Here is a 22,499-nt window from a genome sequence, read left to right on the forward strand (position 1 = left end):
ACGATCGCCAGTTGAAGGAAGTATGATCATTCGTTCCGACAATTAAGACAAATATCAGAGAATCATAGATGAATCAAACTCCTACTACCGCCGTTGTTTTTGCCTATCACAATGTTGGTGTCCGCGCGATTAAAACCTTATTAGCCCGAGGCATCCAGATAAAATTAGTCGTTACGCACGAAGACAACCCCGCGGAAACGATATGGTTCGAGTCAGTGGCTGCTTTGTGTAAAGAGCACCGAATAGAAAGTATTGCGCCCGCCGACCCTAAAAGTGATGATCTGAAAAAACGCATCACTGAAGCCGCACCTGATTTCATTTTCAGCTTTTATTACCGGCATATGCTGCCAATTGACTTGCTAGCACTGGCAAAACGTGGGGCGTATAACTTGCATGGTTCTCTATTGCCAAAATACCGTGGACGCGTGCCAGTCAATTGGGCAGTTTTACATGGCGAAACAGAAACTGGCGCCACATTACATGAAATGGCAGCAAAACCAGATGCTGGCGTGATCATAGCGCAAACATCCGTACCCATTTTGCCGGACGATACCGCCTACGAAGTCTTTGGAAAACTCACTGTTGCTGCTGAGCAAACATTGTGGACGGCAATTCCACAATTAGTAAATGGGACCGCCGTACCCCTCCCTAATATTCTGTCAGAAGGAAGTTATTTTGGCGGACGTAAGCCAGAAGACGGCAGGATAGATTGGAATCAATCATCAAACCAAGTCTACAACTTGCATAGAGCAGTCGCCCCACCCTACCCAGGTGCCTTTTTTGAACAATTTGGTCATAATTTCATTATCGAAAAAGCACGTTTATCAGATTTATCCGCTGCAAATTTGCAGACAGGCTTACATGTAGTAGATAATGTCGTTTTTGGCGTGTGTGGCGACGGTCGCGCATTGCGTATTATCGAATTACGCTGTGATGGCAATCCCATTACAGCAAAAGAATTGCAGCAATTGACACAACAAAATGCATAGGCTGTATCGCAGTTGAATCAATACATCGCAGCAATCAACATTTACTTAAGAAGAACTCACCATGAAAAAAGTCCTCATTCTCGGCGTGAACGGTTTTATCGGTCACCATTTGTCCAAACGCATCCTCGAAACCACTGGCTGGGAAGTCTATGGCATGGACATGCAAACCGAGCGTTTAGGCGACATGATCAACCATCCTCGTATGCACTTTTTTGAAGGTGACATCACCATCAATAAAGAATGGGTTGAATATCATGTTAAAAAGTGCGACGTCATTTTGCCTTTAGTTGCCATTGCAACACCTTCAACTTACGTCAAACAACCATTGCGCGTTTTTGAACTCGATTTTGAAGCAAACCTGCCTATCGTTCGCTCTGCGGCAAAATACGGTAAGCATTTGGTGTTCCCTTCTACTTCTGAAGTTTATGGCATGTGCCATGATGAAGAGTTTGATCCGGAAGAATCTGAGTTAATCTGTGGCCCGATCAACAAACCACGCTGGATTTATTCTTGCGCAAAACAATTAATGGATCGCGTTATCTGGGGTTACGGCATGGAAGGTTTGAATTTCACGCTGTTCCGTCCATTTAACTGGATTGGTGCTGGCCTCGATAATATCAACACACCAAAAGAAGGCAGCTCACGTGTGGTGACACAGTTCTTTGGTCATATCGTTCGTGGTGAGAATATCTCTCTCGTTGACGGCGGCGCGCAAAAACGTGCTTTCACGTATATTGACGATGGTATCGACGCACTCATGCGCATTATCGACAATAAAGATGGCATTGCCACCGGAAAAATTTACAACATTGGCAACCCGACCAACAACTATTCGATTCGCGAGTTAGCACACATGATGTTGGATCTGGCAACTGAATATCCTGAATACGCAGAATCAGTCAAAAAAGTACAACTGACAGAAACAACTTCTGCTGCGTACTATGGCAAAGGCTATCAGGACGTTCAAAATCGTGTTCCTAAGATCACAAACACCTGTGAAGAACTCGGCTGGAAGCCAGTTACTACTATGCAGGATACAATGCGTAATATTTTTGACGCGTACCGTTCGCAAGTCGCAGAAGCTCGCGCACTGATGGACTAATTTGTTTTACCGTTAAAAAGCCTACATGCCTTCTATCGTTCTCAAGATCGACGTTGATACTTATCGTGGCACCAAAGAAGGCGTACCAAATCTGGTGCGCCTTCTGACGAAACATCAGGCGGGTGCCACCTTCCTCTTTTCTTTGGGTAAAGATCATACTGGCTGGGCGTTGCGTCGCGCATTCCGTCCTGGCTTTTTTCAAAAAGTGTCCCGCACGTCCGTCGTCGAACATTATGGTATTAAAACCTTGATGTACGGCGTATTTTTGCCGGCGCCAGATATCGGCGCATGCACGGCCGAAATGCGGGCGGTACAACAGGCTGGATTCGAATGCGGGATTCACACGTGGGATCATGTCGTCTGGCAAGACAATGTGCGTCAGCGTGGTTCTGAGTGGACGCATCACCAATTAGAGCAAGCTCACAGTAAATTCAAGCAAATTTTTGGAACGGCACCTGCCACTCACGGTGCAGCTGGTTGGCAAATGAACTCTTTTGCGTTTCAGAAATTAGATCAGTTTGGGATGCGTTACGCGTCTGATGGGCGTGCCATGCTCAATGAAGATGGCAGTTTGGCAAATCCAACCTACGGACCTTACAGACTTGCGCTGAAGGAAGGTGTTTGTTCATGCATACAGATGCCAACAACCCTGCCAACGCTCGATGAATTGTTAGGGCGCATAATTAATGACGTCGAAATCACGACGGGTAATATTGCGAGTCACATACTCCAGTTGACCAAAGACCCTAGAGATCATGTGTTTACTCTGCATGCAGAGCTTGAAGGCCAAAAACTTGCCCCCATATTCGAACAATTGCTGACTGGTTGGGCTGAGCAAGGATACCATTGCATATCGATGGCTTCCTACTATGACACCATTCAAAACACCGACTTACCCATGTATCCGCTGTCCTGGGCAACATTGCCGGGGCGCTCAGGAGAATTGGTCGCTCAGGTCTGATCTGTCAGCGGCTATTTCTCCCAACCATAATTAAGGAGATCACAGTGGCTGACACCCCCTCTGCACTAAATTGCCTGGTACCAGATTTTTCCGCCACCATGACTGGTGGTAAAACATTTGAACTAAAAGAATACTCTGGTAAAAATATCGTTATTTATTTTTACCCAAAAGACAACACTCCGGGCTGCACGACTGAGAGTATTGCGTTCCGCGATTTGCACCCACAATTTCTTGAAAAAAATACGGTTGTTTTTGGCGTGAGCCGCGACAGCCTTCGCTCACACGAGGGTTTCAAAAATAAACTGGCGCTGTCCTTTGAACTCATTAGCGATCCTGACGAAACACTCTGCAACTTGTTCAATGTCATGAAAATGAAGAATATGTATGGAAAACAAGTAAGAGGCATAGAACGTAGCACGTTTGTGATTGACGCCACGGGTAAATTAGTGAAAGAATGGAGAGGCGTCAAAGTCGCAGGACACGTTGATGATGTACTTGAATTTGTGAGCGCCCAAACCTAATTGAACTCGCCAGAATTTATATTGAATAAAGCCGCCAATGGCAAAACCAGCTTTTCGCTGGTGATGCCATAGCGGCTTTTAATTTTTTTTGCTCTCACTTTTTGATTGAGGTTTTCATGCCATTGCCTAAAATGCCGACAAAACCAGCCGCTTTGCTTTCTCCAAAAGAGTATCCAAAAGCAGATAAAGGCAAGCCCGTAAAAGCACTTAAAGCCACATTGCCTGAAAAGACTAAACCGGAAAATTCTACCAATACACAGCGAAAAAAGCCTGTTTCCACAACCTTGCCTGCTACACCAAAGGTCACAATTCCTGTCGCTACAAGAACCACTTCTACCCCCGTAGCAGTGCCAGCCGTCGTTGCTGCAACCAAAAATAAAACATCATCGAATCCAATTAAGTCTGGCACCAGCCGTGCCGCAGATAAATCTGGCGTAACTAAGTTATTCGTGCTCGATACTAATGTATTAATGCATGATCCAACATCGCTGTTCCGCTTCGAAGAACACGATGTTTACTTACCGATGATTACTCTGGAAGAGCTCGATGATCATAAGAAGGGAATGTCTGAAGTTGCACGTAATGCGCGCCAGGTATCGCGCTCGTTAGATGCGCTGGTCGGCGATATTGATCACCACGAGATTGAAAAAGGTATTTTGTTATCGAAATTAGGTAACAAGGATGCCGGTGGACATTTGTACTTCCAGACGAAATTGCAGATCGGCGCATTGCCACCCGGCCTACCTCAGGGTAAAGCAGACAATCAAATTCTTGGCGTGGTTCGCGCACTCGAACAGGAATTTCCCGGCCGCCCTATCGTGCTGGTATCGAAAGATATCAACATGCGTATTAAAGCCCGTGCCATGGGTTTGCCAGCCGAAGACTACTTCAATGATCATGTTTTAGAAGACTCAGATCTTTTGTATTCAGGCATTGTGCAGTTACCGGATGATTTTTGGAATAAACATGGCAAAGGCATAGAAACCTGGCAAGAAAATAAAAATGGCCTGAGCAGCACTTTTTACCGCATTACGGGTCCAGTCATTCCTAGTTTATTAGTCAATCAATTCGTCTATCTGGAACCAAAAAACGGAGAAGCATCGTTTTATGGACAAGTGCGTCAGATCAACGGCAAAACTGCTGTTCTGCAAACATTGCGCGATTACGGACATATCAAACACAGCGTCTGGGGTATTACTTCACGCAACAGAGAGCAGAATTTTGCACTTAATTTACTGATGGATCCTGAATGTGATTTTGTCACTTTGCTTGGTCAGGCAGGTACTGGCAAGACATTATTGGCACTGGCCGCAGGTTTAGCGCAAGTACTTGAAACCAAAACTTATAATGAAATCATTGTCACACGCGTCACAGTGCCAGTTGGAGAAGACATTGGTTTCTTACCAGGAACCGAAGAGGAAAAAATGTCACCTTGGATGGGTGCATTTGATGACAATCTAGAGGTACTTAACAAATCTGACAATGATGCCGGGGATTGGGGTCGTGCAGCAACGCAGGACTTGATTCGCTCAAAAATTAAAATCAAGTCACTTAACTTTATGCGTGGCCGCACATTTGTCAATAAATTCCTGATTATTGATGAGGCACAGAATTTGACACCAAAACAAGTTAAAACATTGGTAACCCGCGCTGGCCCGGGAACGAAAATTATTTGCCTGGGCAATATTGCACAGATAGATACACCGTACCTGACCGAGGGATCTAGCGGCTTAACATACGTGGTAGATCGCTTTAAAGGGTGGGCACATAGTGGTCATGTCACACTGGCACGAGGTGAACGCTCTCGCTTGGCTGATCATGCGAGTGAAATTTTGTAATTACACATAATTTAAAAAAAAGCGCTGCATTGCAGCGCTTTTTTTATGTCTCCTGCAGAAAAATTTTAGGTGAGGTAGACTCTTGCCTAGGCAACGATTTATTGCAATCATGAACCACGAAATCCCCTCAGTACAATTTGACGCGACAAAGATCGAAGATAGCGTTGGCTATCTTTTGGCAAGAGCGAGGACAATGCTTTCTCAAGGCATTGATGAATCACTGCACTCTTTTGGTATAACGCACTCACAAGGTAGCGTGTTTATGATGTTGTCCATCGGCAAATGCGCCACTGCAGCAGAATTATCGCGCGAGTTATTTATTGATTCTGCTGCAATGAAACGCACCCTCGACAAATTAGAAGCAAAAGGTTTTATACAGCGAATTACTGACCCAAGTGACAAACGCTTGAATAAGCTCGAGTTGACTGCCGAAGGCAATGCTCTTGCGCAGAAACTTCCAGCCATTTACAAATCAGTACTAGACGTCGGCTTTACCGGTTTTTCTCAAGAAGAAATTGGTTTTCTTAAGTGTTTACTAAGAAAACTTCTGGCAAACCGCGGCCTCTTAGAAACACGTTAAACATTATTAAAAAAAATAATTAATGTTAATTAAATCAACATTCAACATGTGAATGATCAGATATGAAGCCATCATATAAATACAAACTTAATTCGCGAAATATAATTCGTTTCGCATTGGTAACTGGTACCCTTTCGATATTATCGGCCTGTGTAAGTTTTAACGGCATAGAGAGTCAAGCAAAGCTCAAGCAAGTATCCGCCAGCAACAATTTTGATATTGATGGCCAACAAAATGGCCAATGGCCGGACAGTAATTGGGCAAAAAATATTGGTGGTCAACAACTACAAGACCTGATTAACTCCGCCCTGGCCAATAGTCCAAGTCTACAAATTGCTGCAGCACGCATCAATGCGGCAAAAGCAGCAAGCGACTATGTTGGCGCGAACAGATTGCCTAGCGTGAATGCAAGTTTCGAAAACACGTTTCAACGCTTTACTGAACATGGCTTGGTCCCTCCTCCGCTGGCTGGAAACTACTATTCAGACAATGAGTTCGCCATCGGCGTATCTTACGATGTGGATTTTTGGGGCAAACATAAGGCAGAAATGCGCAGCGCCCTCTCACAAGAGCAAGTCGCAGCAGCTGAACAGCAAAGTGCACGCTTAATCTTAAGTAACGCCGTTGCCCGCAGCTGGATCCAACTGTCACGCCAATATGCGCAACTCGAATTGAGTCAAAAGCAGTTAGCCATTCGTGAGAAATATGATCAGCTTATCGCTCAACGCGTCAAAGCTGGTTTAGATACAAAATCAGATATCCAGCAAGGTTTGATTCAGGTGTCAGCATTACAAAATGATATCTCTTCATGGGAATCAGCCATTGCATTGACACGCAATCAATTGGCGGCATTGCTGGGCGAAGAGCCTGCCCGTGGCGCACTCATCGCGCGGCCACAATATCAACCGTCACAAAACTTACAGTTACCAGCAAACCTCCCCTTAGAACTCCTCAGCCGACGTCCAGATATCGTCGCTGCGCGCTGGCGTGTAGAAGCCAACCAGAGCGATATCGACATCGGCAAAACTCAGTTTTACCCCAACATCAATATTATCGGGTTTGCAGGTTTATCAGACATCGGCACTGGAGCTGGCCTGGAGAATTTCTTCAAAAGTAGCAGCCTCATTCTCGGCGTTGGTCCTTCGATACATTTACCTATTTTTGAAGGTGGTCGCTTAAGAGCGCAGCTAAAAAATAAAGTCGCCAACTACGATGTTGCAGTCGCCACTTACAATCAGAGTCTGACGGACGCATTACATGACGTCGCAGATCAATTGCAAACGATTAAGGTAAGTGAAATACAGGCGAAGGAACAGGCTAAAGCCGAACAAGCGACAAAAATTAGCTTACAACTGGCGCAACAACGCCAACAAGCCGGAACCGCAAATATGCTCCCTGTACTTTCAGCAGAAAGTGCGCTCTTAACACAGCAAAAACAAACCTTAGATATCAGCTTCCGTCGTGCGGAAAGCCAGATCAATTTAATTAAAGCACTCGGCGGCGGTTATGACAGCAAAGCCGACACGACGAATTCAAAGTCTATTCCTGCAACCCAAGTCACTAACAAACCGGAGGCAGCGTAATGAACGCTCCATCTCAAAATACAACAAATAACGCCCCGACTACATCCACAACGATCGATGCAGCGCCAGATGGCAATAACCGTCGCACATTATTAATCATTGTTACTACGCTGCTGGTAGTTGCCATTGCTGCTTATGGCGTTTGGTGGACTTTGATTGGTAGCCATTACGAACATACTGAAGATGCGTATGCTGCAGGCAATGTCGTTCAAGTAACGCCACAGGTCGCAGGCACAGTATTGGCCATTCATGCCGACGACACCGATCTGGTGCAAGCCGGAAAGCCGCTCATCGAATTAGATCAGACTGATGCAAAGGTCGCACTCGAACAAGCAGAAGCACAACTTGCACAAACGGTGCGAGAGGTCAAAGTCTTATTTGCGAACAATGCAAGCTTGCAAGCAAACATCGATGTACGTAGCACCGATGTTGAACGTGCAAAAGCTGATTTGGCACGTCGCCAACAATTGTTAAGCACCGGCGCCATTTCGACAGAAGAACTGGAGCATGCGCGTGACACACTCAAAACAGCTGAAGCCGCTTTGATCGCCGCACGCGAACAACTAACCTCGAACCATGCCCTCACTGAAAACACAAGTGTTGCCCAACACCCCAATGTCTTACGCGCTGCCGCTAAGGTTCGTGAAACGCTCCTCGCATACAGCCGTACAAGCATCCCGGCACCATTAACAGGCTATATTGCGAAACGCGCTGTCCAAGTAGGGCAACGCGTCGCAGCCGGCGCACCTTTACTGTCGATCGTCCCGCTCAATTCTTTGTGGGTTGATGCAAACTTTAAAGAAGGACAATTGGCACACATGCGAATTGGTCAGGATGTAGTTTTACATTCCGATATCTACGGCAGTAAGGTCGAGTTTCATGGCAAAGTCTTAGGGATGTCAGCAGGTACAGGCTCTGCCTTCGCACTTTTGCCAGCACAAAACGCGAGCGGAAATTGGATTAAGGTTGTCCAACGTGTTCCTGTACGCATTTCTCTCGATCCTAAAGAGTTAGCAGAACATCCTTTGCGTATCGGCGTCTCTATGCAGATCGAAGTAAACATTTCTGAACAACAAGGCACGCCAATTGCGGCAAGTCCGAACGTCAGCACTACGCCAATCTATCAAACAAAGGTGTTTGAACAAGCCGGCAAGGACGCAGATCAGCGAATCGCGCAAATTATTAACGCGAATCTGGCAACAACTGCCATCTCAAGCAAGGCAAAGTAATGAGCTCGGCATCTAGTGCGCCTAACGCGCCGCACCCGCCTCTACAAGGTGCTAAATTGGCGATGGGGACACTCGTCCTCTCGCTGGCAACCTTTATGAATGTTCTCGACTCATCGATCGCTAACGTTTCAATTCCAGCGATTTCGGGCAATCTTGGGGTATCACCACAGCAAGGGACGTGGGTTATTACATCTTTTGCCGTCGCCAACGCAATCTCCGTTCCGCTGACAGGTTGGCTGACGACACAATTTGGCCAGGTAAAGTTATTTATGACTTCTATCTTACTTTTTGTGTTTTCGTCGTGGTTGTGCGGGATGGCACCGAATATTGAAACCCTGATTGCTGCACGCATTTTGCAAGGTGCAGTGGCAGGACCAATGATTCCATTATCTCAGGCATTGTTATTAGGTAGTTATAAGCCGTCCAAGAGTTCTATGGCGCTGGCGCTGTGGGGAATGACGACGCTTGTCGCGCCCATTATGGGGCCCTTGCTAGGCGGATGGATATCCGACAACTATTCCTGGCCGTGGATTTTTTATATTAACGTGCCAGTAGGTCTGTTTACCGCCTACGCCACTTGGACAATTTATCACACCCGTGAATCACAAATAAGATCTTTACCTATCGATAAAGTAGGTCTCTTTTTGTTGGTGATCTGGGTAGGCTCACTGCAGATTATGCTCGACAAGGGCAAAGAGCTCGATTGGTTTAATTCTGGTGAAATTATATTATTGACAGCAATCGCCGCCGTTGGTCTGATCTATTTCATCATTTGGGAGCGCGGTCAGCAACATCCTGTGGTCGATCTTTCTCTGTTCAGCGGAAGAAATTTCTCTGCGGGTGTTCTTGCAATATCGATTGGATACGGCCTCTTTTTTGGTAGCCTGGTGATTATGCCGCTGTGGTTACAGACCCAACTATCCTATACCGCGACAGAGGCAGGCAAGATTATGGCGCCAGTGGGTATTTTTGCGATTATCTTGTCACCTATTATCGGTAAAACATTGCCTAAGACTGATGCCAGAAAAATTGCTTCGCTCGCTTTTCTGTTATTTGCTGTGGTATTTTTCTTGAGAGCGAGATTTACCACAGATGTGGACACAATTACATTACTCATTCCAACCTTGATTCAAGGCGCAGCAATGTCGATGTTTTTTATTCCGTTGACCTCAATCATCTTGTCAGGACTAAAACCAGAAAAAATTCCTGCTGCATCGGGTTTATCAAATTTCGTGCGGATTATGTGTGGTGGTATGGGGGCTTCGATAATGACTACTTTGTGGGATAGTCGTAGCACTTTGCACCATGCGCAAATCACTGAAAATACAGGTAGTAGCTTTCCTGTCTTTGTGCAAACCGTGCAAGGATTAGGACAACAAGGCGTACCTGAATCTGGCGCCTATGCGGTGATTGATCGCATCATCTCAGTTCAAGCCAGCACCATGGCGGCGACCGATATTTTCTATCTTGCTGCATTTATGTTTTTAAGTCTGATTGGTTTCGTCTGGCTTACCAAACCTAAAAAATCAGCTGCACCGGTTGATGCTGGCGGAGCGCATTAGCACGCCGTCTTTTAAGCTCAATGTCGCAAATCAAGGAAGGGTCGACTAAATTATGGCCGCCCCTTCTTTTCTACCGCACCACGAACTTCAAATCGCACCTGATCGACTACATTCCCCTTTTGATCCAATAGAGTTAAGACATGCTTTCCTGGCCATGGAAACCATTCATACTTCAGGTCACCGTGATGAGCTGAACCTTGCGATGCCTGCGTTGGTATAAGCTTACCATCCAGCACCAATGAAATTTTTTGATCACCAGCAGACGCACTGAATCGCACTCGTTGACGTGCAAACGGAATATCTGGATCAAGTGCCACGACCATACCCGATTTCGGATAACGAATTGTGGCGACGATCTGGTCAGATTGCGCATGTCGAATTTCTGTTTGCTCAGTTCCACGGAGAAAAAACTCGCGTCTGGAAGGCTCGACCTCATTGCTATAATGAATTGTTGTTGCAACGACGTTAGACGGCAACGTGCGGGGACGTAATCGTTGCATAGCACCATCACTTGAGTTTAAATAATGCATGATCTCTTGCCATACCGGCGCCGCGCCCGTAACACCTGATACGTCCCACATCGGCGCGCCAGAAGCATTACCCACCCATACCCCGACGGTGTACCGATCTGAAAATCCTATGCACCAGTTGTCACGCATGTCCTTGGAAGTACCGGTCTTAACCGCTGACCACATCCTTGTTGCAAGCGCACTCTCAAGACCAAACGTGAGTGATCTGGCAGCGCGATCACTCAACATGTCACTCACAATATAAGTTGCCCCTGCCTCCATCACTGGTAAAGGAGTGGGTGATTTCTCTGAAAATTTGTAACGGAGCGGACTATAACGACCTGAATTTGCGAGACTTCGATACGCATTGCTTAAATTAAGTAAGCTAACATCAGCACTTCCGAGCGCCAGGCTAAAGCCATAATAGGAGCCAGTTTCACGTAATTGAAACCCCAACGACTGCAGACGTTGAAAAAAATCATCTTCGGTCACGCTCATTAAAATCCGCACAGCAGGAATATTGAGTGAAGACGCCAGCGCTGTTCTTGCACTCACCAGTCCCTTAAAATGCTTATCGTAATTTTGTGGCACATACAAACCACCCGACGTACTTATATTGACTGGCGTGTCATCCAGCAATGATGCTGCCGTAATCAATTTTTTTTCAATTGCGCGTTCATATAAAAATGGCTTCAATGTTGAACCGGCCTGACGCAATGCGACGACGCCGTCAACCTGACTTGCATCTGATAAGTTGCCACTAGACCCGACCCACGCCAAGATGTCGCCACTAGCATTATCCAGCACCACAATTGCACCATCTTCGACATTTCTATCAACCAACGCAGATAACTGACGAACCAGACTATCCTTCGCGAAAGCTTGAAGCTTCGCGTCTATCGTAGAACGCACTGTTTTTTGCTCACTGTTTAATAACCTGCGAGCAAAATGTGGAGCAAGATGGATTGCTCCACCGATATTGGCGTCATCAAAGAAGATCGCTTTTGTATTTAAATGCGAAAATGCGACGGTACTCTGCCCCTCTACATTGGCGCAATATTCAGGATGTTGCTGCTCTTTGAGAATGTGGCATGCCCTCTCACTGACTTTCATGACAGACACATTAGGCGCACGGATTAAGGCAACGGCTATAGCTGCTTCTATTTGATCGAGGCCACTAGGATGTTTTTCAAACAAAACGCGAGATAAGGCATGAACGCCGACCAGTTCCCCACGAAAAGGTACCAGATTTAGATATGCCTCCAAAATCTGATCTTTGCGCCACGCCTTTTCCAGTTGTTGGGCAATATAAGCCTGGGAAATTTTCTGTGACAATGTTCGGCCACCGGCATGTCGTTTCAAATCTTCCTGCAACAAACCCGCCAACTGCATGGTAATCGTTGAAGCGCCACGAGTTTTCGTATTCCAGAAATTGCCCCATGCAGAGGCGGAAACGGCACTCCAATCGATACCGGAGTGCTCATAAAAACGTTTGTCTTCAGATGTAATTAAAGCATTTCTTAAAGCTGGCGATATATCACCCAAACTGATCCACGATAACTTGCGTTCTTTCAGGTCTACCCGCAATTGATCAATGACCACGCCATGACGATCTAATAACACGGCATCTGACGAAGCATATTGATTTTTGACTTCGTTGAAACTCGTCACTGCAAAAGCGCGTTCGACCGGAAAAACTGCGACGAACAGCGCCAAAAAAAGACAACAGTAAACGTGCCTCACTTTACTATCATACTTGCATTAGGTGATTCACCAAACATCTCTGGTGCATACATTGCTTCTACTCTTGTCGGCGGCAATTGGAACTCACCTGGATTGTTCAGCCGAATTGTGTACGACAAACTAAATTTTCCTTTAGGTACAAATTGATAGTAGCTCCGGAAACCTTCAAAGCTTCGCTCTTCGTAGGCGATCCAAGCACTACCGTTACTGCGCTCGGAACTCGTAGCAATCACAGAGTCACGGCCTAAACCAGAGCCGAGCAAACTCGCACCGGCTGGGATAGGATCATTAACCACAACCCACGTCATATCTGTTTGAGCGTCTACCTCAAGCTTCACGCGCAAGATATCGCCACGACTAAATGCACCAGCATTTTTTTGTTCCACCGGCGTTATTGTTTTCGTCAATCGATAGCCGCTAGAAAACGCTGCCTTCAAAGGAACTGCCGCCAAACTTTGTAGGTTCACCCAAGGTTTACCTTTGCCATCCTGATTCAGTTTAAGCGCCAAAGGATTTACTGCTTTGGCAGGCCATGCCAACATGAATCCGGCACTAGTGTTTCCTGGCCACGTATAACTTTGCTCAGAAATAGGCGCGCCACTCGCCTGTTGCAGAATAGCCTTGGTCGTGCCACTCACTTTCTCGGATTCAAATTTTGCAGCAAATTTTTCCAGCGCCAATACGCCCCACACATTGGCCGTCGTTGTCATCCAATGACCTCTCATCTGACGTTGAATCGTTCCATTCAATATTTTAGGTAAATCATCCCGCCACTGAGCACTATCGAGCATAACCAAAAGTAAGCGGTTTGCATTGACGTCACCGTTACCCATCAACCACCACCAGTAATCGTCGCGCTCAGTAGAAAAACCCATTCGCGTGCCTTGATAATTCAAGCGGCTTCTTAAAATCTGGTCAGCTTCCTTCAGTGCAGCGTCGCGTTGTGGTAATGCGGGTGTGCGCAATAAAATCGAATACCAGTCTAATACTGCATTTGTCGGCCAGAGGTTTGGATTAATTTGGATTGAACCCAACATACGTGGCTGCACCAGATGGTAGCGAGAAAGTGCCTCTAAGGCGGCCAATTTACGCACATCCAGATCTTTTCTCGGTGCCCAAAAATCGCGTGTGATTTTTCCTTCAACGAACGCACTGAGTCCAGCCAGCATTTTTTCTCTGATCGAATCGGGAATCACATACCCTGCTTCGTGCGTAGCAGATACCAAATAGGCAGTAAGTGTGTCACTACCGTTGCGACCCGTGGCGTCAGACGGCGGATAGTAATAGGCAAGCCCATCCCCATCAAGATAGGTAGGCAATTCGGCAGTGACTTTTTGCCACATCGCCGGGTCACGCAAACCGATTGCCTTGGAGGTTTTTTGCTCAAGACAAGAATAAGGATAGCTCTCAAAAAAGCGATAAATTCCTTCGCTACCGCCAGCCAGGCTCGACAATAATGAAACCTTCAAACCACCTCGTCCCAGCAAGCTTTCAGAAGGTTGATTGACCGCAAGCGTAAGCGTCTTGTCTAACTGCGTGAGACTAGCTTGTTGCACTGTAACCGGTATAGCCGGAATTAATTTCTGAATAATTTTTAAACCGTCTTTTGCCACTCCTGCTGGCATAGTGCCAGTCTCTTGTGCCTGAACATCCCATTGCAATTGCTGGCTTTGAACGTCACCATTCATGTTTGGCACTTCAATTGGCAAACTCAGCTCACGTGCTTCACCAGCAGGAATTTGCAATTGTTGATCTACTGGCTTATTGACGGTGCCAGATGTTTTAATTTGTACAGCAACATTCATCGCTCGTGCAGACGTATTTCGCAAAGTGAACATTGCTGTATAACGATCACCTTCACGGACTACTGGTGGCAGCCCAGAGATAATTTGTAAATCCTGAGAGGTCTTGATCGTTGTACTGCCGGTGCCAAACAAGCTTGTACCACTCTGCGCAATGGCTACGATTTTGAAGCTACTCAGCGCATCGTTAAGTGGTACGTCAATCTGCGCATTACCGTTAACGTCGAGTACAACGACGGGTTTCCACAACAAAAGGGTGTCGAGTAGTTCTCTGGTTGGAGACTTGCCCCCACCACCACCGGCAGCGACTGCCTTCCGACCGTAATGCCTCTTACCAATAACTTGCATTTGTGCCGTTGCCGTTTCCACGCCGTAAGAACGCCTTTGTAAGAGTACTGGCAGTACGTTCCAACTCTCATTCGGTTGCAATTCAAGCAAAGCTTCGTCCACTGCAGCAACTGCGAGTTCAGCACCCGCTGCAGGTTTTCCGTTAGGAAGGTTAACGTGAATAGAAACTTTGGCGGTGCCACGAATCGGATAGTTAGTTTTATCACTGCTCACATTTACTGCAAGCTGATTGCCAGCAGTACCGACGGAAATCTCTGCAATGCCGTACTTGTAGGCCGGTTTTGCAAGGTCTATTGTTGCGCTTGGCGCCTGATATTCCTTAAACTCTGCAAACCAATTGATCGGTTCCCGCCACCCCCACGTAAAGAATGAATACCACGGCACATCGCGCGTACGACCGCGGACTGCCAAAACCGAGACAAAAACGTTCGGCCCGTATGACGCTTTTATCGGCAATTTAATGGTCGGATCGCGGCCATTCAATTCCACTACCATGGTGTCGATCACACCTTCCCGCTCAACGGCAACGAGTGCCGTTGCCGACCTGAATGGCATTCGAATTTGAAAACTAGCCGTGTCACCTGGTTGGTACTCTTTCTTTTCCGGCAAGACATCCATGCGATCCTGATTTTCGCCATCAAACCAGATTTCGCCCCGACCTGTCGACCAAAACGACGTCTTAGCGATGGCGCTTTTGCCATTGCGGTCGGTCGAATGCGCGGTCAACTCAATATTGCCAGACGTCTTGACATCGACCTCACATATCAACAAACCACGTGCATCCGACTTTCCACTACATAGCTGTCCCAGATCCTGGCGCAATTCCTCATTTTCAAATGCATAAAATCCACCGACTAAACGTTTTCGATGAGAATTCGTATTCTTTGCAACTGCCGTCACTGACAATGGAACATCCGCCACAGGTTTACCAGTCGTATCAAGGCTCACAAGTGTAAAACTGGTTTTGTTTTTTACGGATACCCAGTTTTCGCTCTTTATACCGACCACAATTCCCGCTTGCCATAACGGCACCACGCTACTGACGGTTTGTACCTCGCCATTGGGATCAGCAAAAGTCATTTCTGCGACTAATTCTCGCGGCCGATCAGCGGCGGGAAGTTTACTCAGAACCACTTTACCACCACCACTTTTATCAAGTGTTACTGGAATTTTGTTGGCGATAATTTTTTGATCATTCTCATTATCCTGGTTACCATAGAATGAAAACTGATCATAGCCGTTAAAACTTAACTGACGACTTCTCAACATGCCTGAAATTTCAACTGGAAGTCCAGATGCGCCTCCGCCATTGAGATAGTTCAACTGCATATTTAATGCAACTTCTCCTGGCGCAACTAAAGGGCCTTTGGGAGGTGTTAAACGTCCCTGCATCAATGGCAAACGAAACTCTTCTACCCGAAAGCTACCAGTATTATATGTATGCTCGCCAAATCGATCGTTATCTTCAGCATCATTCTTATCTGCCTGTGCTTGTTTAACCTTACCTTTATCCAAGACAATATCGTAACGGCCTAATTTTGCCTGAACAGGGATGGTGAATTTACTTTCAGCAGCAATTTGTCCACGCCAATTTAAAGGGAACTGAAATTCCTGATTACTACCCTGATGAATAATTCGCAAACGCGTAGGTAACTGATCAGGCTTCACGAAGGCCAGTCCTTGCATGTTTTCTAAGCGCATCAAATGTTTCATTGAGACAGTTTCACCTGCCCGGAACAGACTACGATCTAAAATAGTATGCGCCCGGATGGTGGCATACTGGCCATAATCCATCGGCAAGTTAAATCGATATGCCTCAATACCGTTATTCCACGTGGACAAAGCAAACGCCATATCTGCCCGACCCTTTTCATCAGTTTTACGTGCACTGACGAAATAGCCTTCCAGCCTTATGCGATTCTGCTGGGCGTTATGATTTTCTTGACAGTTACCTTTCAAATCCGCTGGTAACATTGCTACCCCGATTGCGTTAGTTTTACCATTCCATACAGGCTTGCCTGCACAATCTGAGACTTGAATATCAGCATCGGCAACAGGTTTGGCATTATCTAATCGAGTTACCCACACGGCCCCATTCTCTTTGCCCAGTTTGATATGCACCGCCATATTCGTGACCAGTGCGCTTGTACGGACATACATTGGAACAGGTTTACCGAGGAGTGACGCACCAAGTCTTTGCGACTCTAACTCTAGTACATAAAAGCCCGGGGCTTTAAATGGAATACCGACTACCTCAAAAGGCCGCGCATCAGCTTGAGTACTCATCGGTAAATTCACTTTTTCCGCTCGCGGCTCTGAGGTTAATAAGCCGATAGCTCTTGTTTCGACCGGCTTACCATTGCTCAGGATCGTCGTCTCGTGATATTCATTTAGCTTGCTAAGCCACTCAATAATCGCCCCATCGTCAGAAATTTTTAAATTTGCCAATTGCGCAGGTAACTGCTTGCCATCGACGCTACGTATCAACAATGAATTTTCTACATTCCGTAATGTCACAGGCAACGTGGCATCAGCGTTTAACTCAACAATACCAAACGGCGCGGCAGGAAACTTGGCTAATGGTGGATAACCAGCCGTCATTATCTTTAATGGGAATTGCTTGATATTGGAAAGCAGACGTCCGCTTTCATCTGAAATAGTTGATGGTAGCTCGATCGATAATGCAACCTTCTCAGCAAATGGTGGTTTAAAAACTAAATCGCTGATCCATTCATCTTTATCATTCCCAAGATCAGGTTTGATCGTTGCCTTGTCATTTTTCATGACGATTTTCTCAGCCAATTTGCGTGAAATAGGCGAGGTAAATGTCAAGCGAATTGGCAAAATTGGCGTGCATGCCGCATTGGCATTCTCACGTTCACAGCTCAGATTCGCGCTAAATACAGGGCGAACCTTGAAACTAAATTTTTGTAGGTGTTGGTTCTGAACGCCATTGGTTGTTGATACGCCCTTATCCCAAACAACTTTTACAGCTGCATTCGGCGGGAATCGTTGCTGGCATTGAAATGTGCTTATTTTTGTGGGATCACTAGATTGCGCAAATTGCGCAAGCAAGGCCTTTCGTGTGTCGCCGCTAAGAAGTCGTACAGGAACACGTTCATGAATACCTTCAATTTCGCAATAAACGTGTTGGAGAAGACTTGCTTCAGTCGCGGCCGCCGTCTGGAAAAAAATGAAGGCCTGGTCTTCTTCGATGGCGGAATAGGAATAAGGCATTACGTTGCTTACACTTGGCCCCCCGGTGCTAAATTGAAAAACACTCTGGCCGGAGATTCCAGTACCAGACGGGACTTTGTAACCTGGTTTAAGTCTGAATAGACACTTTTCTCCGGGGTTAAGATCTTGGGTAAAATCATAAACCCAGCTTTTTTCATCCGCCCAACGTCCACTACCACTCGCAGCACATTGAATATCAAATGGCGCCTCTGCTTTAGGGTCACCAAATACGACTGCTGCTTCCGAAAACTTCGCTACTACCTGTCTGACTCTGGTGATTTCACCCTGGGGAGAAAACTGTACAACGCTTGCCGCGCTGACGATCAAAGAAGTAAATCCTGCCAGAAGAAAAACAAACAGCTTGAGCGAAATCTTTAAAGCAGAAGTCATTTTTTATCTCCAGTCGCCGCGCAATTCTTTCACTTTTTCCTGCAAAACAAGCGGTGTTACTTGCTGTGGCGTCATGACGTCACCCACCACCAACTCCAATTTAGAAAATGGGCCCTGGCGGAATGCTCGCTCAAAAGGATTTCCCCGCCCACGAGAAAAACTACTTCCCCAGAGGCCACGCAACGCCATTGGATAAACGGGTACCGGGGAGCGTTCCAATATTTTCATAATGCCCCCCTTAAACTCATTCATGTCACCGTTATTGGTAAGTTTCCCTTCTGGAAAAATACATAACAACTCACCCTCATGAAGAGCCTGAGCGATGTCAACATAGGCTTTCTCCATCACCCAAGGATCTTCTTTTGCCGGCGCAATCGGAATCGCTTTGGCAGTTCGGAAAACCCACGACAAAAATGGAATTTTGAAAATACGATGATCCATCACGAATCTGATTGGACGTGGGCTACAAGCCATAATGACAATCGCATCCATATAGCTAACGTGGTTGCAGACCAAAACACCTGCGCCTTGCTCAGGGATAATCGACGTATTAACAGTTTTTACTTTATATACAGTTTGAATTAACAGCCATGCAATGAAGCGCATTAAAAATTCTGGCACAAGGCTGAAAATATAAATTGCTACGATCGCATTTAAGATTGCGGTGGCCATAAAAATTTGGGGAATCGTAAAGCCTTTTACTAACATGGCCGAGGCAGTTAAAGATGCCACAACCATGAACAAAGCATTGAGAATATTCATGCCAGCGATCGTGCGTGACAAATGTTGCGGGTCACAACGTGTTTGAATCACCGCAAACAAAGGCACAATATACAAGCCACCAAAAATACCCAGCATCAAGATGTCGAACAAAATGCGCAGACTTCCTGTTTGCTCTATGAAGCGCAAGAGATCCACTGCGCCCGTGTTTGTGTAAGCAGTACTAGCAAAATATAACTCCAGGCCAAACACAGAAAGTCCAATTGCACCAAAAGGCACGAGGCCAATCTCCACTTTATGTCCAGATAATCGTTCACACAATAACGAACCTGATCCACTTCCAAAGGAAAAAACCGTCAACAACAAAACGAATACACCATGGTCGCCGTGCAAGTAATTTTTCGCATAAAGTGGGAATTGAGCAAGCACGATCGCGCCGTAAAACCAAAACCATGAATTACCCAATAAAGATAAAAACACCGGACGATTTTGCTTACTAAAAGCGATGTTGCGAATGGTCTCGCTAACTGGATTTAAGTTAATCGCCAAATCTGGGGCTGGTGCGGGTGAATACGGAATTCTCAAGCTTGTCAGATATCCAAGGACTGCAATCGCGATAGTACCAAAGGCGACCAACTCGATACCCCAAGGTTGGTGAACGACAAGCATCGCGCCTAAAATTTCACCCATCAAAATACCGACGAATGTTCCCATTTCAATGAGGCCGTTGCCACCAATCAGCTCATCGGTAGACAAATGCTGCGGCAGGTAAGCATATTTAACCGGTCCGAAAATTGTAGAGTGGATCCCCATTCCACCAATGCCAGCAATCAATACCCAAAGATTGTGTGTCATCCACCCGTAGGCAGCCAAGCACATGATAAAGATCTCAAGCAATTTCACTTTACGTGCCATGCTGCCTTTTTCCAATTTATCTGCTAATTGTCCAGAAGTTGCAGAAAACAGCACAAAAGGCAAAATAAACAGGCCAGGAATTAATTGATTCAACAAACCAACGTCCAACGTGGTCCAATTTAAAGCGTCAAACGTTAATATCGTCAGCAATGCGGTCTTAAAAACGTTGTCGTTGAAAGCGCCTAAAAATTGTGTCCAAAAAAAAGGGGCGAAGCGACGTTGTGTCAGCAGTGCAAACTGGCTTTGTTGACTCATGGTATTCCTAATCAAATCGATGCAAAAAGTGGATTAAATTCTAACTTAATATTCGGATAATCAATTAAGTTAAATGCAACAATGGCCACAGATGGAGTCACTTTCAGCTAAACGTGACGGCGAAGATACAGCCAACACCAATGACTACTCAGTTCTAAAAAAATCGATTGCTTTATTGACAGGCAGGATTTTGCATGAATGTTGCCTCGCCAAACGCAAAGCCAACTCTAATTGCTCTGGTGTCGTGCCCCAAGGTCCAGGCGTGGCGCTCACTTCATGCGAATAAAGAATGAGCCACCCGCCTTCATTCGCTGTTTGTTGAATCAATTCCAGAATCGTATCCGCAGTCGTCGTATTTGAATAAAGCGATTGTGCGCCGAGCGCATGCAAATCAGCTCGTGCAATTTGCGTTCCACCGCCAGTGATTCGGTTATACGAAAAAACACGGGAAGCGGCGACTTTGGAGGGTAAGTCGTAAGCGCCAAACGGAAAGGCAAAGCCAGAAATAGACAATTGATGTTGCTTAAAAAAATCACGATTACGGCGCCAATCTTTCGTCACAAAATCTACACTTTCCTCGGCACAATTGGTGTGAGAAAACGTGTGGCAGCCAATTTCATGACCGCGCTCAATCAAACGCCTTAAATCTTCTACGCTATGACATTGCTGCCCTTGCTCTACACCGTCAGTGAGACCGCCGCAAACATAATACGTACCTCTGGCATCGTAACGCTCCAACAATGCTGCCCCAAGTTGACATGCACTCGCAGGAACATCATCAAATGAAAAACTGACGACGCCCTGATTCTTATTTAAAGGAAGCCAGCGTTTCGCCATATGACGCGCGGCAAAGCGGCTAAGTTTCTTATAATAAGAGATCATTTTGTTATTCCAGGTATCGAACTTAAGTAGTCCTGATAACGCTGCAAATTCATTCGTGCGGCACTGCCCGAAATATTCTCAAAGGTATATTCAAACCCAAGTTTAATAACTGATTGATTAACATTCAAGGTTGCAACATCGCCGCGATTTCGCTCAAGAAAACTATCGACAAATAAGCGTAATCCGCGATCTAACTGATAGCTTGCACCCAATCCGATACGTCTCATCCGATCAACCCGATCAGCATTTCCATTAAGCGATGGAACGCCAGGAATATAAACCTGCGAGCTATTTTGCAACAATGCGGAGGCATTGAACTGTAATTTATCTGAATAAAGCCACAATCCATCGACACGCAACCCTTTACTTACAACGTACAAAATGCTTGGGTCAACGATAGAAAAAGGTTGGTCATAGACCTGCAAATCAAGGCGTAGTTGGGGCGAATAGCGATACGTCGTTTTCACGGTCACGTTTGATAGATTAGTATCGAGATTACTAAAGGTACTGTATCTGCGGCGCACCATTCCCAAATGCGCACTTGTCGATGTCTTTATACTGTATTGCCACTCAGCATCGAAATATAGCTCGGTTTCTTTGTATTGCGTATCGTATTCTGGTTTGAATGTACTACCAATGTACGGGAGATCATACAGTGCAATCTGCGACGGACTGCGATCAGTAAAATCAGTGGTTGAGTATCGCGCACCACCCTCAATACTTGAACCAGTAGGCGACATATAACGCAGACCTAACTGTCGACCGTTCTGCTTAAAGTTGTACAGTTGGTTGATCGGAAGATCATAAGATAACTGGTTAAAAAGTAATTTTGGCATCAACCACCAACTATCAGTGATTTTGACATTAACGTCTACGCCAGCGCTTTTATCATGTTCAATATCTTTTTGAGTCAAGCTACCGTTAATATAATTAAATAAATGCTGACCATCTCCGGCGTAGATCCGACCGCTTAACACCTTACTGGCTACCCATTCGAAACTTGCGTCAGCACCACCTTGCAAATGATTCAGCGTTGTATCTTCCAAATAACGTCGGTCACCTAGCGATCCAGTCAGTACTAATCGAGTATCTTCCGATAAAACGGGAATAATGACGCCGGCACGCAGATCTACTCCTTCGACAGTATCTTTTTGATGCGAAATCACTTGCGCGCCATCTGTCTGACCATTATAAAAACGGAACGGATTACTATTTTGACTTAGCGACGTCTCTATTTGCAACACCAAATCATTAGTGGCATGAACGCTCAAACTAATCAATACACCACATAACAATACAATGCTCTGTTTAAATTTCACTTGTTTGCAACAAA

General features: G+C 45.9%; 14 protein-coding genes. 9 read left to right on the forward strand and 5 right to left on the reverse strand.

Features of this window, described 5'->3' with window-relative positions:
• Positions 1–68 precede the first annotated feature (68 nt).
• The 9 genes from ACO0K1_RS03000 to ACO0K1_RS03040 all read left to right on the forward strand — a co-directional run bounded on the left by ACO0K1_RS03000 (position 69) and on the right by ACO0K1_RS03040 (position 10,365).
• Positions 69–989 (forward strand): formyltransferase, encoded by a 921-nt coding sequence (locus ACO0K1_RS03000; protein ID WP_423022548.1) that lies wholly within the window; start codon positions 69–71, stop codon positions 987–989.
• A gap of 61 nt (positions 990–1,050) precedes the next feature.
• A complete protein-coding gene (locus tag ACO0K1_RS03005; protein WP_423022550.1) occupies positions 1,051–2,091 on the forward strand; it encodes a bifunctional UDP-4-keto-pentose/UDP-xylose synthase in 1,041 nt (346 codons plus the stop codon).
• Positions 2,092–2,116: 25 nt separating this feature from the next.
• Positions 2,117–3,052, forward strand: a complete 936-nt coding sequence (locus ACO0K1_RS03010) for a polysaccharide deacetylase family protein (RefSeq protein WP_423022552.1) — start codon at positions 2,117–2,119, stop codon at positions 3,050–3,052.
• 44 nt (positions 3,053–3,096) lie between these two features.
• The gene (locus ACO0K1_RS03015) at positions 3,097–3,573 is read left to right on the forward strand and encodes a peroxiredoxin (protein WP_423022554.1); all 477 of its coding nucleotides are present in this window, start codon (positions 3,097–3,099) and stop codon (positions 3,571–3,573) included.
• 116 nt (positions 3,574–3,689) lie between these two features.
• Entirely contained in the window at positions 3,690–5,411 is a 1,722-nt protein-coding gene (locus ACO0K1_RS03020) for a PhoH family protein (protein ID WP_423022556.1), read from the forward strand.
• A gap of 109 nt (positions 5,412–5,520) precedes the next feature.
• Positions 5,521–5,991: a MarR family winged helix-turn-helix transcriptional regulator gene (locus ACO0K1_RS03025; protein ID WP_423022558.1), complete on the forward strand. Its 471-nt coding sequence runs from the start codon at positions 5,521–5,523 to the stop codon at positions 5,989–5,991.
• A 62-nt stretch (positions 5,992–6,053) separates the two neighbouring features.
• Positions 6,054–7,574, forward strand: coding sequence for an efflux transporter outer membrane subunit (locus ACO0K1_RS03030; RefSeq protein WP_423022560.1), 1,521 nt, complete (start codon positions 6,054–6,056; stop codon positions 7,572–7,574).
• Positions 7,574–8,803: an HlyD family efflux transporter periplasmic adaptor subunit gene (locus ACO0K1_RS03035; protein WP_423022562.1), complete on the forward strand. Its 1,230-nt coding sequence runs from the start codon at positions 7,574–7,576 to the stop codon at positions 8,801–8,803. Before ACO0K1_RS03030 ends, ACO0K1_RS03035 begins: the two co-directional genes overlap by 1 nt.
• On the forward strand, positions 8,803–10,365 hold the full coding sequence (locus ACO0K1_RS03040) for a DHA2 family efflux MFS transporter permease subunit (RefSeq protein ID WP_423022564.1): 1,563 nt from the start codon (positions 8,803–8,805) through the stop codon (positions 10,363–10,365). Before ACO0K1_RS03035 ends, ACO0K1_RS03040 begins: the two co-directional genes overlap by 1 nt.
• A gap of 50 nt (positions 10,366–10,415) precedes the next feature.
• Here ACO0K1_RS03040 and pbpC read toward each other — a convergent pair whose 3' ends face one another.
• The 5 genes from pbpC to ACO0K1_RS03065 all read right to left on the reverse strand — a co-directional run bounded on the left by pbpC (position 10,416) and on the right by ACO0K1_RS03065 (position 22,485).
• A complete protein-coding gene (gene pbpC / locus ACO0K1_RS03045; RefSeq protein ID WP_423022566.1) occupies positions 10,416–12,590 on the reverse strand; it encodes a penicillin-binding protein 1C in 2,175 nt (724 codons plus the stop codon).
• A gap of 23 nt (positions 12,591–12,613) precedes the next feature.
• Positions 12,614–18,394 (reverse strand): alpha-2-macroglobulin family protein, encoded by a 5,781-nt coding sequence (locus ACO0K1_RS03050; protein ID WP_423022568.1) that lies wholly within the window; start codon positions 18,392–18,394, stop codon positions 12,614–12,616.
• A 3-nt stretch (positions 18,395–18,397) separates the two neighbouring features.
• On the reverse strand, positions 18,398–20,284 hold the full coding sequence (locus ACO0K1_RS03055) for an MFS transporter (protein WP_423022570.1): 1,887 nt from the start codon (positions 20,282–20,284) through the stop codon (positions 18,398–18,400).
• A gap of 144 nt (positions 20,285–20,428) precedes the next feature.
• Positions 20,429–21,166, reverse strand: a complete 738-nt coding sequence (locus ACO0K1_RS03060; RefSeq protein ID WP_423022572.1) for a polysaccharide deacetylase family protein — start codon at positions 21,164–21,166, stop codon at positions 20,429–20,431.
• A complete protein-coding gene (locus ACO0K1_RS03065) occupies positions 21,163–22,485 on the reverse strand; it encodes a hypothetical protein (RefSeq protein WP_423022574.1) in 1,323 nt (440 codons plus the stop codon). The genes ACO0K1_RS03060 and ACO0K1_RS03065 overlap by 4 nt, the downstream gene beginning before the upstream one ends.
• Positions 22,486–22,499 lie beyond the last annotated feature (14 nt).

This window comes from Undibacterium sp. SXout20W (assembly GCF_049340285.1).
In the GTDB taxonomy this organism is placed as follows: domain Bacteria; phylum Pseudomonadota; class Gammaproteobacteria; order Burkholderiales; family Burkholderiaceae_D; genus Undibacterium.

Bases quoted from the DNA above. Each gene is read 5' to 3' on its own strand.
- ACO0K1_RS03030 (WP_423022560.1), top strand. From the start codon at position 6,054: ATGAAGCCATCATATAAATACAAACTTAATTCGCGAAATATAATTCGT.
- ACO0K1_RS03060 (WP_423022572.1), bottom strand. From the start codon at position 21,166: ATGATCTCTTATTATAAGAAACTTAGCCGCTTTGCCGCGCGTCATATG.
- ACO0K1_RS03005 (WP_423022550.1), top strand. From the start codon at position 1,051: ATGAAAAAAGTCCTCATTCTCGGCGTGAACGGTTTTATCGGTCACCAT.
- ACO0K1_RS03020 (WP_423022556.1), top strand. From the start codon at position 3,690: ATGCCATTGCCTAAAATGCCGACAAAACCAGCCGCTTTGCTTTCTCCA.
- ACO0K1_RS03055 (WP_423022570.1), bottom strand. From the start codon at position 20,284: ATGAGTCAACAAAGCCAGTTTGCACTGCTGACACAACGTCGCTTCGCC.
- ACO0K1_RS03000 (WP_423022548.1), top strand. From the start codon at position 69: ATGAATCAAACTCCTACTACCGCCGTTGTTTTTGCCTATCACAATGTT.
- ACO0K1_RS03025 (WP_423022558.1), top strand. From the start codon at position 5,521: ATGAACCACGAAATCCCCTCAGTACAATTTGACGCGACAAAGATCGAA.
- ACO0K1_RS03050 (WP_423022568.1), bottom strand. From the start codon at position 18,394: ATGACTTCTGCTTTAAAGATTTCGCTCAAGCTGTTTGTTTTTCTTCTG.
- ACO0K1_RS03035 (WP_423022562.1), top strand. From the start codon at position 7,574: ATGAACGCTCCATCTCAAAATACAACAAATAACGCCCCGACTACATCC.
- ACO0K1_RS03040 (WP_423022564.1), top strand. From the start codon at position 8,803: ATGAGCTCGGCATCTAGTGCGCCTAACGCGCCGCACCCGCCTCTACAA.
- ACO0K1_RS03010 (WP_423022552.1), top strand. From the start codon at position 2,117: ATGCCTTCTATCGTTCTCAAGATCGACGTTGATACTTATCGTGGCACC.